The sequence below is a fragment of the Deinococcus sp. Arct2-2 genome (assembly GCF_004801315.1).
GTDB lineage: Bacteria > Deinococcota > Deinococci > Deinococcales > Deinococcaceae > Deinococcus.
Genome location: NZ_SSNW01000003.1, coordinates 151161 through 164653 on the forward strand (window position 1 = coordinate 151161; position 13493 = coordinate 164653).

The following is a 13493-nucleotide window of genomic DNA, read 5'->3' on the forward strand; positions in this document are numbered from 1 at the left end:
AAAAGCTCTGAGCTCTGAACGACAAGCTGCGTGGGTAAGAGACGGAGCGGGGGAAACTTTTGCTTACCGCCGTTGCCGCTGCACATACACGGCCAGCAAAATGATTCCGGCCTTGACCACCAGCGCCGCCGCGTCGGGTACGCCGCGTGCCAACAGGCTGTAGCGGATCAGTTGAATGATCAGTGCGCCCAGCAACGTGCCGACGATGGTGGCGCGGCCCCCAGTGAGTGCCGTGCCGCCCACCGCCACCGCCGCAATCGCGTCCAGCTCCATGTTCAGGCCCACCTGATTGGCATCCGACGAGGAATTGATGGAAATGACGATCAGGCCCGCGATGCCCGACAAGAGGCCGCTGATGCCGTACACCGCCAGCTTGACCCGGTTCACGGGCACGCCCGACAGCCGCGCGGCGCGTTCGTTGCCGCCCACCGCCAGAATCTGCCGCCCGAACACCGTGCGCGCCATGACCCACGCGAAGAGGGCCACCACCACCAGCATCAAGATGACCTGCACCGGAATGCCGAACGGCCGTCCCAGCCCGATGACCTGAAAGGATGTGTTGGAAAAGGTCTGGAGTTGCCCGTTGGTGAGCACCTGTGCAATGCCGCGCCCCGCGATAAACAGCACGAGTGTGGCAATAAACGGCTGAATTTGAAAGCGCGTGACCAACAGGCCGTTGAACATCCCGAAAGCTCCGGCGGCCAGCACCGGCAGCACGAAGGCCAGCGCCACGCCCAGCGCCGGACTGCCCAGCGGCGGATTCAGGAACAGCATCGGGGCCAGTGCCCCAGCAATCGCCATCAGCGCTCCCACCGAGAGATCTATGCCCGCCGTCGCAATAACGAGCGTCATGCCCACACCCACGATCACAATCGTCGCCACTTGGGTCAGGTTCACGTTCAGCGTTTGGGCCGTGAGGAAATTGGGGGTAAAAAAGATATTGAACAGGAGGAGCGCGAGCAAAGCCAGCAAGGGGCCGAGCAGCGGAATGGATCTGCGGTGGGAGCCTTGTTTGGCCGGGGCCGGGGGCCGCAGCGGAGGCGTGGTGGTTCCTTCAGACATGGTTCTGGATTCCCCCTTGCGGCGCTGCTGGCACAGCTTGCGCCGCGCCGTGCGCCATCACGCCCATCAGGTGGTCTTGGGTCAGGCCGTCTCCGGTCAGTTCGGCCACGCTGGAGCCGTCGCGCATCACCACCACGCGGTCACAGCCTTCGGCCAATTCTTCCAGTTCGCTGGAAATCATCAGCACGCCCAGCCCACCTGCGGCCAGTTCGCTCAGCAGCGCCTGAATCTCACCTTTGGCCCCCACATCTATGCCGCGTGTGGGTTCGTCCAGAATCAGGAGCTTGGGATTCATGCACAGCCAGCGGGCCAGCAGCACTTTTTGTTGGTTGCCGCCCGACAGTTCCCTGATTTTTTGATCGGGGCCAGTCGTTTTGATGCCCAGCCGCCGAATAAACCGCTCCACGATCTCATTTTGCTTGGCCGCGTCCACTATCCCGCGCCGCGACAGTTCCGGCAGCAGCGCCAGCGTCAGGTTTTCGCGCACCGATTGATCCGGCACGATGCCTTCAATCTTGCGGTCTTCCGAGCAAAAGCCGAAGCCTGCGCGGATCGCGTCGGCGGGCGAGCGCAAGGTGGCGGGCTGGCCCGCAATCTTGATTTCTCCGCCTGCCAAAGCGTCGGCCCCGAACACCACGCGGGCGGTTTCGGTGCGGCCTGATCCGAGGAGGCCCGCCAGCCCCACAATTTCGCCCTTTCGGACGTCCAGCGAGGCGCTCCTGAGCGCCGGGCCAGAGCGCACACCGCGCACTTCCAGCAACTCTTCGCCCTTTTGGTTGTGGTTCTTCACGAAGGCCGTTTCGCCCTCGCGCCGCAGTTCGCCGGGTTCTTTGCCCAGCATGCTCGCCACCAGTTCCAGCTTGCTGATGTCGGTCATGGCGCGGCGTTCCACGGTGCGGCCATCGCGCATGATGGTCACGCCGCTGCACACGGCATACAGTTCGTCTAGGCGGTGAGACACGAACACCACGGCCACGCCACTGGCCCCCAGTTGCCGAATCACGCCGAACAGGGTTTCCACTTCGCGGTCATCCAGCGAGGACGTGGGCTCATCCATGATGACGAGGCGGCTGTCGATGGACACGGCGCGGGCGATGGCCACCATTTGCTGTACCGCCACGCTCAAGCCCATCAGCGGGCGGGTCACGTCGGCCTGCACGTCGAAGCGTTCCAGCAGTGTCCGGGCTTCGCGGTTCATGCGGCCCCAGTCCAGAAACGGTCCGCGCCGCCGCTCGCGTCCCAAAAAGATGTTTTCGCTCAGGGACAGGTACGGAATCAGGTTCACTTCCTGATAAATGGTGGAAATGCCGCCGAGTTGCGCGGCCTGCGGCGAGGCAAAGTCCACCTCCGCGCCGCCAAAGCGGATCACGCCGCTGTCCCGGCGGTAAGCTCCGGTCAGCACCTTGATCAGCGTCGATTTGCCCGCCCCGTTCTGGCCGATCAGGGCGTGAATTTCTCCGGCACTGACCGTCAGGGAGGCGTCTGTGAGGGCAGGCACGCCCGAAAACGCTTTGTTGATGCCCTCCAACTGGAGCAGCGGTTCACTGTGGGTCACGGGGCACCGATCCTTGTGCGGATGTTCAAAAGTGCTGACCTGCCGGGGTCTGAGGTCTCGGCAGGTCAGCAGGGTGGTTCAGGCTGTAGTTGGGCCTAGATTAGTAGGCGCTGGCGAGCAGTGATTTGGCGTTCTGAGCCGTAAATTCGCGGTCAGGGTTGATGATTTTGGCGGCGATGGCCTTGCCGGCCGCGTAGTTCTTCATGGTTTCAAAGGCTTTGGGGCCGAATTTAGGGTTGCACTCCACCACGTAGTTGACCTTGCCGTCGATCACAAGCTGCACAATTTCGCGGCCTCCGTCGATGGACAGCACCAGGACGTCTTTGCCGGGTTTGCGGCCCGCAGCTTCGAGGGCGGCAATCGCGCCGATTGCCATTTCGTCGTTGTGGGCGTACACCACGTTCACTTCGGGGTGGGCTTGCAGCAGGGTTTCCATGACCTGACGGCCTTTGTCGCGGGCAAAGTCTCCGGTCTGAGACGCGACGATCTTCATGCCGGGCTGCCCCTTGATGGCGCTTTCGAATCCCGTGCGGCGGTCATTGGCCGGAGAAGACCCGGTGGTGCCTTCAAGTTGAATGATATTGGCCTTGCCTTTGCTGGCTTTGATGAGCCATTGGCCTACGCGCTGGCCTTCTTTCACAAAGTCCGAGCCGATGAAAGTGACGTAGTCGGTGCCTGCCTTGGCGAGTTTTTGGTCTACGTTGCGGTCCAGCAAAATCACGGGGATTCCGGCGGCCCGCGCTTTCTTCACGGCGGCGGCCAATGGTTTTTCTTCGCGTGGGGCAAGGAAAATCATATCTACACGCTGGGCGATCATGCTGTCTACGTCGCTGACTTGCTTGGCGGCCGAGCCTGCCGCGTCGGTGTACACCAACTGGTAGCCCAGGCGCTTGGCTTCGTCCTGCATGCTCTTGGTCTGGGCCAGTCTCCACGGGTTGTTGCTCTCGGTTTGGGCAAACCCCACCTTATAGGTGGCTTTCTGGGCCAACTTGGGCAGCCCCTGAGCGACGGCAAACACAGTCAGTCCGGCGGCGGCGGTGGCAAGGGCAATGGTCAAGGCGCGTTTTTGTTTCATGGGTTCCATCCTTATCGTCCCAGCGGGGACTGGTGAGGGCGTTCCCAGACCCCGCCAATTGGCGCTGAGGGCTGGCAAAGAAGACGGAAATCAGGACAGCTTGTTGCCCGTTCGGAGCAACACCTGACGGCACCTGTGAACACGTGAATGTAGCTTTATTTACGCCCAAACCAAGTGGTTTGTCAAGCCTCAAGCTGACCCCACGCCTAGCGGTACTTTCGATAGTTTCGCCCCGAAAGCTCCCGGTGTTGATGTGTGGAAGCGTCTCCATGTGCTGTCTGCTCCCGGGTGGGGCGCCGCAACTTTCATTCTTTTCGGTAGATGTTTGTCGTTCAGCTTGCACGGCAGAGGTGTTGAGAAATCCGGCCAACGAGCGCTCAGGCGTCAGCGGGCCGTGAGATTGGAAAACCCCAGTGCGTAGTGCCGCCCGACGCGGACTTGTTGGCTGGCCCCCGGACTGGGCAGAATTTCCAACTGTGCCAACACCAGATCGGCCCGGTAGACCTTGCCCAGCCCGCCTTCCATACCGCGCCGGATCACCTGAAACACCACCGTTCGCGCCTCGCCGGGTTGCAGGTGCAGGTCGGTGGCGGCGGTGCGGCCCTGCACGATGCCAATCCCAGACGCGCTGGTGTCGTAGGTGCCTGCCGTGCCCCAAAAATAGCGGTGGCCCAACTCGTCGGTCACCGTGCCAGTGGTGCCCACATAGGCCAGAATCAGTGGCTGTGTGGTGGTATTGGTCAGCTGGACACTGATGCGGAGTAGATGGTCACGGCGGTTGGCCGATACGCTGGCACTGAGGTCGGTGACTATGGCGGTAAACGGCCCTAGATCTTGCGCGGCGGCGGGTTCAGTTGCGGCAGGAGTGACCCGCAAACTGCGGAATTGAAGCGTGTACGGCGTGCCCAGCGTGACTTGTCCGGCGGCGGTGGGCTGAAGCTCCCGCAGCACCAGATCGAGACCGAAGACCGTGCCGATCTGGTCGCCGGATGCAGGCCGCCAGAGCAGTTCTAGGCGCAGGTCGCTGCTGGTGGCCGGAGCCAACACAAAAGAGGCGTCCACGCTGCGGTCAGTGACGATCCCGATACCGCGCACACCCGCGTCAGAGGCGACGACGTAGCGGTGGCCCTGATCGTCGGTGGCAAGGGCCGAACCGCGTAACAGGCCCAAGATCAGCGGGCGCGGCGTCTTGTTTTCTATTCGCAAACTGACGGCCAAAAAGCGGTTTGCGCCGACTGTACTGGCCCGCACGTCGGTCACTTTGGCCCGGAACGCGCCTACTTCGGCACTTGGCGTTCCCTGCGCCGCTGCCCCCGCTCCCCACAGACCCAAGAGGCCCAGCAGCGCCAGCAGCCACACCAACCCACCCTTGCACTTGCCCATAGTGTCCTCCAGCAGTGTGCCGCGCCGAATCAGTTCGGCTGGACTGTGGGGCGCGGCGGCTGGACTGCGGCGATATGGTGCACAAGAAAACGCACAGGAACACGCGGGAAGAGGGCCGCAGGCTGCCTGAGCCTCACAGCCAAAGTATACGGGGCGGCTGTCTCCATGGGGTGGCTGGATACCGTGTGGCTAGAAGGCCAAGGGCATTGTTCAGAGCGCCGCGCAAGCTGCACAATGCAGCATGATTCCTGCGGTGAATGCGACTGCGCTGTCCGGTTCCCCTGCCCGCCGCCCACAGGCCCGAACACTGCTCTTGACGGCGGTGCTGGCGCTGTTGCCCGCAGCAGCAGCAGCAGCGGCCCTTCAGTCTGATGTCCTGGCCTTCCCCCTCACCGCGCCCACCGGGGACAATCTGCGCGGCCCGGTGCGAGAATTGGCGCTGGCTGCCGCTCCAGACGGCTCGTTGGTGCTGGCGGTCATGGCCGATTCGGGCACCTTCAACAGCGGGCGCGGTGTGTTTACCGCCCGTCGCCTGACGGCGTGGCGGGCGGAGAGCAGCGGTGCGGCCCTCTCGTGGCAACCCCTCGGCGGATCGCTGAATTACGACGATCCGCGCCCGGTGTCGAGCCTGAATTTGGCCCTCGACGAGCGAGGCGCACCTGTGCTGGTCTGGAATGAAAACTACGGCGACAACGACATCGTGGTCTTCCGGGCCTTCCAAAACGGGGCGTGGACACAGTGGCAACCACGCTACCTGGGCGACGACTTGCCTTACGCAGCCCGCACCCGCGCTGTGGCCGCCCGGAACGGTGAGCCGGTGCTGGCGTGGGGCGAGTGGCTCCGCAACCCGTATGGCAGCCGCCTGACGGTGCGGGTGTGGGAGGAAAGCGCCAAAACGTGGCGGCGTGGCCCCGCCTTCAACGACATCAGCGCCTTTTCCAGAACCCCTGCGCTGGCCCTGAACGCTGCCGGGCTGCCCACAGTGGCGTGGTTGCAGGGCGAAGTGCTGGACAGCAACGTGTTCGTGAAACGCTGGACGGGCACGGCGTGGGAAGCCTTGGGCAGCTCGCTCAACCGCCGTCCCAATACGTATCTCGCCTCTACCCGCATGGTGTTGAATCCGCAAGAACAGCCTGTGGTGGCGTGGTTGGAAGACCTAGACGGCGAGGACGCGCTGTATGTGTCGGCGTGGAGCGGCAGTGCGTGGACGGCGCTGGGCGGGCGCTTGGACACGGCTTCGGCCTCTGCGCCGTCGCTGGCGGTAAACCGGGCGGGGCAGCCGGTGGCCGCATGGGTAGAAGAACGTGGGGGTGTGGGCCGGGTGCGCGTGGCCCGCTGGCAAGGCGGCGCGTGGCAAGACCTCGGCGGACGCGGCGGCGCGGTGAATCTGGACATCAAGCGCGATGCCCGCTCGCCATCGGTAGCGGTAGACGCAGCGGGCGCGGTCGTGCTGGCATGGCGCGAGGATGTGGGCGGCGTGTACCGGGTGCAGTTGCGGCGATTTGGGCCTTAACTGCTGTCAGTAGTGAGTGGGAAAGACGTGCTGGCCGCTCAATCTACGTTTTCGTCAAGTGAGGCGGCGAGGAACATGCTGTCACGCCTGATGATGAAGGGTGTACGGGCGGGCAGAGCGGTAAGGTGGACGGGTCATTTCCTGACGGAACCCTCAGCGTGCCGCCCCCGCCCACCTGCCCAAAGGAGAACCGCCATGAAACGCCCCGTGCTTGCCTTGGCCCTGCTTGCTGGAGTCGCGCTGGCGGCCACCACCAACCTCAGCGTAATCGTAAACGGGCAGGTGGCCCCCGACGCCGCCATCGTGGTGAACGGCAAAACCTATGTGCCGCTGTCGGCGCTGAATTTGCTGGGCGTCAAAACGAATGTGAAGGGCAGCACGCTGACGCTGGGGAGTACGCCTGCGGCTCCAGGTGCCCCTGCCCCGGGCGGCGCAAACCAGAAAGTCGCGGTGGAAGGCTGCATTGGCGACACCCTCTTCAACGGGATTTGGCGCATGACCGTGAAGAAGGTAGAACCGATTGGGCCAGATGTGGGCTTGGGGCCGGGCTGGGGCGTGTCGGTGGAACTCCGCAACGGCACGCAAACCCCCACCAACTTGCAAGACACCGGATTAATTTCTACCGATCTGGTGATGCCTGACGGGAATACCTTCGTGTTCGAGGAACGCACCGCCGAAGAACCCTACGTGTACAAAAAGGTGGGGCAAGCAGGCGGGATCATCTACACGCTGCGGTTCCATGTGCAGGACTCGCGGGCGTTGGCAGCGAGCGTGCCCCGGCCCACCAAACTGGTCATTCAACTTGATCCCAAACGCCTCACGGCGGGTTATCTAAAAACGGGCACAGTGGCCTACACCACGCCCAATCCCAGCTTCCGTGTGCGGCTGGACTGCACCCGCTAAGAGGCTGGGAAAGCAGAGGGCTGAGGGAGCAGAGCGACTGCCCTTGATCTTCCTTAAAAGCTGTTTATAAAGTTCCGTTGCGTTTTCTCAGCATTCCAAAAACGCCGTATCCATGGGTGTGTTGCTCCCTCTCCCCTTGGGGGGGAGGGCTGGGGAGGGGGAAGTGAGCGCAGCGAATGCTGTTCTACACGCGATTTGCCGAAACTGGTGACCCTGTATAAACACGCTCTTAGACCGTTCGGCCCTAGACCCTGAGACGGCTCCTCCCATCCCGCCCCGCGCCTCAATCCCCGGCCCCCACATCTGCCACAGTAGAGCCGTGAGCATCCTGGTGATCGTGGAAAGCCCCGCCAAGGCCAAAAAGATCGCCAGCTTTTTGGGGGCCGGATACGTGGTGAAGGCCAGCCTCGGGCATGTGCGCGACCTGCCTGCCAGCAAAGCCGAGCTTCCAGCCAAATACCAGAACGAGCCTTGGGCCAACTTGGGCGTGAATCCTGAAACTTTTGCGCCAATCTACGTCGTGCCTGCTAAAAAGGCAGCCACGGTGCGCGACCTGAAGGCGGCGGCGGCGAGGGCAGAGCGCGTGCTGTTCGCCTCCGATGCCGACCGGGAAGGCGAGGCGATCAGTTGGCATTTGTCGCGCCTGCTGGGAGTCAAAGACCCGCAGCGCATGACTTTTACCGAGATTACCAAGGCGGCGTTGCAACGGGCGGTGGCCCAGCCCAGACCGCTGGATTTGCAGTTGGTGGCGGCCCAGGAAGCGAGGCGGGTGATCGACCGTCTGGTGGGCTGGGAAGTGTCACCGCTGCTCTGGAACAGTGTGGGGCGCGGCCTCAGCGCGGGCCGGGTGCAAAGTGCGGCCCTGATGTTGCTGGCCGCCCGCGAACTGGCCCGCATGCGCTTTGTCCCCGCCGCCTACTGGCTGATTCGCGCCGACGCCCAGACTTCTCCGCCGTTTGTCGCTACCGTGACTGCTGTCAAAAGCCGCGAGTTTCCAGACGGAAAACAGGTGGCCAAAGCCAGCGACTTTACACCGGACGGGGCCTTGAAACCGGGCGCAGACGTGCTGCAACTGAACGCGGAGCAGGCGGGGGCGTTGGCGGCCCACTTGGATGGCCGGACGGCCAGCGTGACCGATGTGGAACCCAGTGAAGTGCGGGTGCGGCCTGCCCCGCCGTTTACGACCAGCACCTTGCAGCAGGCGGCGGGCCGGGTGGGACTGGGCGCCAAAGCCGCGATGGACACGGCCCAGCGGCTCTATGAGGGCGGCCACATCACCTACCACCGCACCGACAGTCCGGCCCTGAGCAATGAGGCATTGGACGCCGCCAGAGCCGAAGCCGTGCGCATGTTCGGACAGGACGCCGTGCCCGACCGCCCGCGCCAGTACGCCACCCGCAGCGCCAACGCGCAGGAGGCCCACGAAGCCATTCGCCCCGCTGGGCACGGCCCTTGGCGCACGCCCGACAGCTCAGGTTTGAGTGGGCAAGACGCGGCCCTCTACCGCCTGATCTACCAGCGCACGGTGGCCTCCCAAATGCACGACGCGCTGTACGACAAAACCACGGTGACCCTGCACTGCGGCGCGGCCACCCTGATGGCCTCGGGGCGCGTGCTGACGCAGGCTGGATTCACGGCGCTCACGGGGGCAGATGACGACGCTGCTGATCCCGCCTTGCCCGCGCTGACGGTGGGCCAAACCTTTCCGCTCAAAGCCCGCAAACCCGAAGAAAAGAAGACCAGTGCCCCCACCCGTTACTCGGAGGCGACGCTAGTCAAGGCGATGGAACAGGCCGGAATCGGGCGCCCGAGCACCTACGCCCAAACCGTGAATACGCTGCACCTGCGCGGCTACGCGGTGGCGGTGGGCAAACATCTGGCAGTCACGGCGACGGGTCTGCTGGTGGTGGCCTACCTCTCGCGCCACTTGCCCGACGTGCTGGAGCGCACCTTTACCGCCACGATGGAAGCGGGCCTTGATGAAATCGCAGGCGGCCAGATCACACGGGTAGCGTACCTGACGCGCTTTTGGACGAACGGGCTGGCTCCAGCGGTGCAGGGAGCGCGGCGAGAAGCGCCTGTGTTGGCCCTACCGCACCTGCCCGGAGCCAGCCTGATCGCGGGGTTGCAAGGGCCGCGCCTGCGCCTCCTGTTGCCCGATTCGGCCCCCAAAGAAGTGCTGTGGCCGCCCCACGCCCTCCCCGGCGAGGTGACCCTGGACGACTTGCCCGCGCTGCTGGCGGGAACATTCCGGTCAAGCAGTGGGGCGAGTCAGGTCAGGCCGGCCGGAGCAGACGCCACCGTTGTTCCTCAGAAACGGGCGCGGCGGGCCAGTACAGCCAAGGCTTCTGCCAAGCCCAGCGCTGCCAGCAAGGGGAAGGCGAAAACGGCCAAAGCGGGCGTGGCGGGCGCTGGGGCCAGTGCCGCCACCAAACCGAGCACAGCAAAGAACAGCAACCCTAAGACGGGTACGGCGAAAACGCGGTCTACTGGTGCACAAGCAGGAGCAGCAACAGTCAAACGGCGCACCAAATAGGGCGGGACGGGCGAGCGCCTGCCGGCCTCCCCAGAAGTGACGCAGAACGCCGCTCCGTTGCCGATGCCCGTATTACAGCGTGGCTATAAAGCAGTGTTTAGATGTCTCAGAATCTCAAGAACACCGTATTTGCCGGTCTGTTGATCCCTCTCCCCCTGTGGGGGAGAGCCGGGGAGGGGAAAGTGAGCGTAGCGATTCCTGTTCTACGCGCAACTTGCCGAAACCGGCAACCGGTTATGACCACGCTCTTAGGCTGGCGCCGCCTTCAGGGTGAAGTGAACCGTCGTTCCCCCTGTTCCGGCAGATTCCAGCCAGATTCGCCCGCCGTGACGCTCTACGATTTTCCGGCACACTGCCAGCCCGATGCCGTTGCCGCCCGTTTCGACGCGGCTGTGCAGGCGCTGGAACATCACGAAAACCTGCTCGGTATGTTCGGGAGCCAGCCCGATGCCGTTGTCCTGCAGCGAAAACTGGACGTCTGGCCCCGTCACCTGTGCCCGCAAGCTCACCACCAACGGAGCCGGAGAACGGAAGCGGATAGCGTTGCTGAGCAAATTGGTCAGCAGTTGCCGCACTTGGCTTTCCTCGGCCAAGACGGGCGGCAGCGGCCCAGCTTGCCAGTGGGCGTCGGCGGGCCAAGGCAAGCTCGCCGTCAATTCTTCCCACAGGGGTTCCAGTGCCAGCGGTTGCAACTCGGGCTGCACACTGACCCGTGCCAGGGCCAGCACATCGCGCACCAGGTGGCGTGCCCGCTTCACTTGCTCGCCGATGTGTCCCAAGTAGCCTTCGGCCCGTGCATCGAGGGTGCCCTGATAACGGTGGCGCAGCACATCGGCATAGACCCCGATGGTTCGCAGCGGCTCTTGCAGGTCGTGCGAGGCGACAAAGGCGAACTGGGCCAAATCGCGGTTGCTGGCTTCCAGTGCCTGATTTTTTTCTTCCAGGGCCTGCTGACTGGCTTCCAACTGCACGTTCAGCCGGGTCAGGGCTTCTTCGCTGGCTTGCAACTCCGCCGTGCGCTGGGCCACCCGCTGTTCTAGGGAATGATTGAGGGCGAGCACTTCCAATTCCGCCAGTTTGCGGCGGGTGATGTCTTCATGGGCCACCATCGCCAGCCGTTGATGGCCGGACTGGAAACTGGTCACGCGCACCAAAAAGAATCGGCGCTGAAGCGGGGTATCGCAGGGATACTCCAGTTCGAACGCGGCTTGTCGGTCTGCCAAAACTGCCCGGATGCCCGCTGCGGTGGCGTGCGCATCGGCTTCGTCCGGCCCCCGCGACGCGTCGCAGACCTGTAAGTAATTGCTGCCTACCGAGTCGCGCCCGCCCGATTCCTCGGCAAAAACACTCCACGCCCGGTTCACTTCCAAAATCTCGCCGTCCGGGGCCAGTACAGCCACTTGGGTCAGCAGCGCGTCGAAGGCTTCCAGCAGATAGCGGCGGGGCGGTAAAGGTAAAGGCGACATTACCGTCCGCAGATAAGGTGAGAACGAAGGCACATATACAGTACAGTATGCCCAGTTCGCGTCCTTCTTTCACGGTCTTGCTCGTTGAGGATGAGTTGGCCGACGCATTAATGTTTCAGGAAATGCTCGAAGAAGTCTCGCCGGACATTTCGTTTCATCATGTCGTCAATGGGCAAGACGCCCTGCGCTTTTTAGAACGGGCCGACGGGTACGCTGCGGTTCCTGTGCCGCACCTGATCGTGCTTGACCTGAATATGCCGGTCATGAACGGGCACGATTTTTTGCAGCGGGCCAAAAGCATCGACGGTCTGCGCCGTATTCCGGTGCTGGTTCTCTCGACGTCCAACGATCCCGACGATATTCACCGCTCCTATGACGGGCAGGCCAGTGGCTACGTGGTCAAACCCAGCACCTACGCGGAATACGCGCGGATCATGAGCACGATTGAGGCGTACTGGCGCGGCGTGGTGCGCCTGCCCACCGTGGCCGACTTGAGCGTTCGAAGCTGAGGCTAGGGCGGCCCGCCCGAACCCCCAAGCCTCTTTACCTTGTCCTCAACCGCGTTCCGGTGCGGCCAAGTTAGGCTCCGGCATGACCCAGCTTCCCATGAATACGGTCACTGCTTCGGCGCTGTCGACTTCGGCATTGGCGGCCATCGGTTTTTATCAACGCTGGCTCTCGCCGCTCAAGGGCTTTCGCTGCGCCCACGCGGCCTTGTACGGGGGCGAGTCTTGCTCTGCGGCCATCGCCCGCGTAATTGCCGAACAGGGATTGATAGGCAGCGGGGCGGCTATTGGTGCCCGCTTCCAAGCTTGCCGCGTGGCCTTCGGTCAACTCTCGCTCGGCCAGCCTCTCTTACACAGCCAACACGTTACGGGCGGAACACGGGTACGCGGCGTGTGCTGCTGCGGGCCGCTCCCCATTCCCTTTCGCTGCGGCTGATGCTGCGTTCATTCCTGACCCCGGAGATTGCCCATGACTACGCCTGACCTGACCGCGCTGCCTCGTCCCGCCGATCTTCCTGCCCCGGCCACCGCAGCGCAGTCCCGCCGCACACGCTGGGTGCGGATTGGCCTCAGTGGACTGGCCGGAGCCGTGACCGTCACCCTACTGAATGAAACTGTGCGGCGGCTGGTGCCCCACGCCCCGCGCATCGAAATTATTGGCGAGCGTGCCCTCAGTCAGTCGCTGAAGACGCTGGACGTGACCCCCCCACGCGGCGCGGCCCTCTACCGCTGGACACTGCTGGGCGACCTGCTCTCCAACTCCATTTATTTTGGGTTGGTGGCGGTGGGCAAGTCGGAGGGGGCGCTTAAGCGCGGCGGGGCGCTGGGCCTCGCTGCCGGGGTAGGCGCGGTGGTGCTGCCGGAACCGCTGCTGGGGCTGGGCAAACAACCCGGCGCACGCACGCCTTTCACGCCGTTACTGACGGCGGCTTGGTATGTGGCCGGAGGCTTGGCAGCAGCGGCAGTGGCCCGCAAGTTTGATTCAGACAGTCAGCATTAGCGCCCGCGCACCCGCTGTTCCTGCTGGCGCATAGGCATGGTGTCAATCAGGGCGTTGACGGTTTGTAGCGTCGGAAGCACCCCATATTTGGCCTTCACGCCGCCGTCTTTGCCGATCAGGGTGGCGGGGCCGTACTGCTTGCCCACCTTGCCACCCTCATCCACGAGCAGCGTCAGCATCAGCGTATGCGGGCCAGTCAGTCGGGGGTCTCCGGGGGGCAGCAAGGCCACGATTCGTAGATCTCGCACCTGCAACTCGGCGTCTTGGCGGCGCATGGCCTGCAGGTAGGCGGCGGGCGGGTTGCGAACGATCAGCACGCGCTCCCGCCACAAGGCTTGACCCAGTGACCACACCTGACGCTGTGCCGTAGGCAAGGTGAAAGAAGCGGCCTCAGCCATGCCTACACCCACCATAAGCAGGGCCGCCGTCAACAGCTTGGCTCTCCATCTAATCTGAAACTTGGGCATGGGACGCCCTCCCCGAACCGCTCCATC

13 protein-coding genes are annotated in these 13493 nt (G+C 63.7%); 7 read left to right on the plus strand and 6 right to left on the minus strand.

Going from position 1 to position 13493, the window contains the following annotated elements:
- Window positions 1-63: 63 nt before the first annotated feature.
- From E7T06_RS02675 to E7T06_RS02690, 4 genes are all read right to left on the minus strand, one after another.
- Window positions 64-1062, minus strand: coding sequence for an ABC transporter permease (locus E7T06_RS02675; protein ID WP_136364310.1), 999 nt, complete (start codon window positions 1060-1062; stop codon window positions 64-66).
- Window positions 1055-2617 carry a sugar ABC transporter ATP-binding protein gene (locus E7T06_RS02680; RefSeq protein WP_136364311.1) on the minus strand — a complete coding sequence of 521 codons (1563 nt, stop codon included), beginning with the start codon at window positions 2615-2617 and terminating at the stop codon, window positions 1055-1057. The genes E7T06_RS02675 and E7T06_RS02680 overlap by 8 nt, the downstream gene beginning before the upstream one ends.
- 100 nt (window positions 2618-2717) lie before the next feature.
- Window positions 2718-3692, minus strand: a complete 975-nt coding sequence (locus E7T06_RS02685) for an ABC transporter substrate-binding protein (protein ID WP_136364312.1) — start codon at window positions 3690-3692, stop codon at window positions 2718-2720.
- 384 nt (window positions 3693-4076) lie between these two features.
- A complete protein-coding gene (locus E7T06_RS02690) occupies window positions 4077-5075 on the minus strand; it encodes a hypothetical protein (RefSeq protein ID WP_136364313.1) in 999 nt (332 codons plus the stop codon).
- Between E7T06_RS02690 and E7T06_RS21090 the strand changes: the two genes are divergently transcribed.
- The 4 genes from E7T06_RS21090 (at window position 5068) to topA (ending at window position 10027) form a co-directional block, all read left to right on the plus strand.
- Complete coding sequence (locus E7T06_RS21090) at window positions 5068-5205, plus strand: hypothetical protein (protein WP_168733333.1); 138 nt, start codon at window positions 5068-5070, stop codon at window positions 5203-5205. The two genes, E7T06_RS02690 and E7T06_RS21090, sit on opposite strands and share 8 nt — an antisense overlap.
- 111 nt (window positions 5206-5316) lie before the next feature.
- On the plus strand, window positions 5317-6588 hold the full coding sequence (locus E7T06_RS02695) for a hypothetical protein (RefSeq protein WP_136364314.1): 1272 nt from the start codon (window positions 5317-5319) through the stop codon (window positions 6586-6588).
- A gap of 195 nt (window positions 6589-6783) precedes the next feature.
- Window positions 6784-7491, plus strand: a complete 708-nt coding sequence (locus E7T06_RS02700; RefSeq protein ID WP_136364315.1) for a hypothetical protein — start codon at window positions 6784-6786, stop codon at window positions 7489-7491.
- A gap of 319 nt (window positions 7492-7810) precedes the next feature.
- Window positions 7811-10027 (plus strand): type I DNA topoisomerase, encoded by a 2217-nt coding sequence (gene topA, locus E7T06_RS02705; protein ID WP_240740812.1) that lies wholly within the window; start codon window positions 7811-7813, stop codon window positions 10025-10027.
- Window positions 10028-10275: 248 nt separating this feature from the next.
- On the opposite strand, the gene E7T06_RS02710 is transcribed toward topA, so the two are convergent.
- Window positions 10276-11493, minus strand: coding sequence for an ATP-binding protein (locus tag E7T06_RS02710; protein WP_136364316.1), 1218 nt, complete (start codon window positions 11491-11493; stop codon window positions 10276-10278).
- A 47-nt stretch (window positions 11494-11540) separates the two neighbouring features.
- Here E7T06_RS02710 and E7T06_RS02715 point away from each other — a divergent pair, with 47 nt between their 5' ends.
- The 3 genes from E7T06_RS02715 (at window position 11541) to E7T06_RS02725 (ending at window position 12999) form a co-directional block, all read left to right on the plus strand.
- A complete protein-coding gene (locus E7T06_RS02715) occupies window positions 11541-12002 on the plus strand; it encodes a response regulator (protein ID WP_136364317.1) in 462 nt (153 codons plus the stop codon).
- Between the two features lie 82 nt (window positions 12003-12084).
- The gene (gene yidD / locus E7T06_RS02720) at window positions 12085-12435 is read left to right on the plus strand and encodes a membrane protein insertion efficiency factor YidD (protein WP_240740813.1); all 351 of its coding nucleotides are present in this window, start codon (window positions 12085-12087) and stop codon (window positions 12433-12435) included.
- A gap of 33 nt (window positions 12436-12468) precedes the next feature.
- Window positions 12469-12999 (plus strand): hypothetical protein, encoded by a 531-nt coding sequence (locus E7T06_RS02725; protein ID WP_136364318.1) that lies wholly within the window; start codon window positions 12469-12471, stop codon window positions 12997-12999.
- On the opposite strand, the gene E7T06_RS02730 is transcribed toward E7T06_RS02725, so the two are convergent.
- Window positions 12996-13466 (minus strand): DUF4174 domain-containing protein, encoded by a 471-nt coding sequence (locus E7T06_RS02730; protein WP_240740814.1) that lies wholly within the window; start codon window positions 13464-13466, stop codon window positions 12996-12998. The two genes, E7T06_RS02725 and E7T06_RS02730, sit on opposite strands and share 4 nt — an antisense overlap.
- Window positions 13467-13493 lie beyond the last annotated feature (27 nt).

Bases quoted from the DNA above. Each gene is read 5' to 3' on its own strand.
- E7T06_RS02715 (WP_136364317.1), top strand. From the start codon at position 11,541: ATGCCCAGTTCGCGTCCTTCTTTCACGGTCTTGCTCGTTGAGGATGAG.
- E7T06_RS02675 (WP_136364310.1), bottom strand. From the start codon at position 1,062: ATGTCTGAAGGAACCACCACGCCTCCGCTGCGGCCCCCGGCCCCGGCC.
- E7T06_RS02700 (WP_136364315.1), top strand. From the start codon at position 6,784: ATGAAACGCCCCGTGCTTGCCTTGGCCCTGCTTGCTGGAGTCGCGCTG.
- yidD (WP_240740813.1), top strand. From the start codon at position 12,085: ATGACCCAGCTTCCCATGAATACGGTCACTGCTTCGGCGCTGTCGACT.
- E7T06_RS02695 (WP_136364314.1), top strand. From the start codon at position 5,317: ATGATTCCTGCGGTGAATGCGACTGCGCTGTCCGGTTCCCCTGCCCGC.
- E7T06_RS02690 (WP_136364313.1), bottom strand. From the start codon at position 5,075: ATGGGCAAGTGCAAGGGTGGGTTGGTGTGGCTGCTGGCGCTGCTGGGC.
- E7T06_RS02685 (WP_136364312.1), bottom strand. From the start codon at position 3,692: ATGAAACAAAAACGCGCCTTGACCATTGCCCTTGCCACCGCCGCCGCC.
- E7T06_RS02710 (WP_136364316.1), bottom strand. From the start codon at position 11,493: ATGTCGCCTTTACCTTTACCGCCCCGCCGCTATCTGCTGGAAGCCTTC.
- E7T06_RS02725 (WP_136364318.1), top strand. From the start codon at position 12,469: ATGACTACGCCTGACCTGACCGCGCTGCCTCGTCCCGCCGATCTTCCT.
- E7T06_RS02730 (WP_240740814.1), bottom strand. From the start codon at position 13,466: ATGCCCAAGTTTCAGATTAGATGGAGAGCCAAGCTGTTGACGGCGGCC.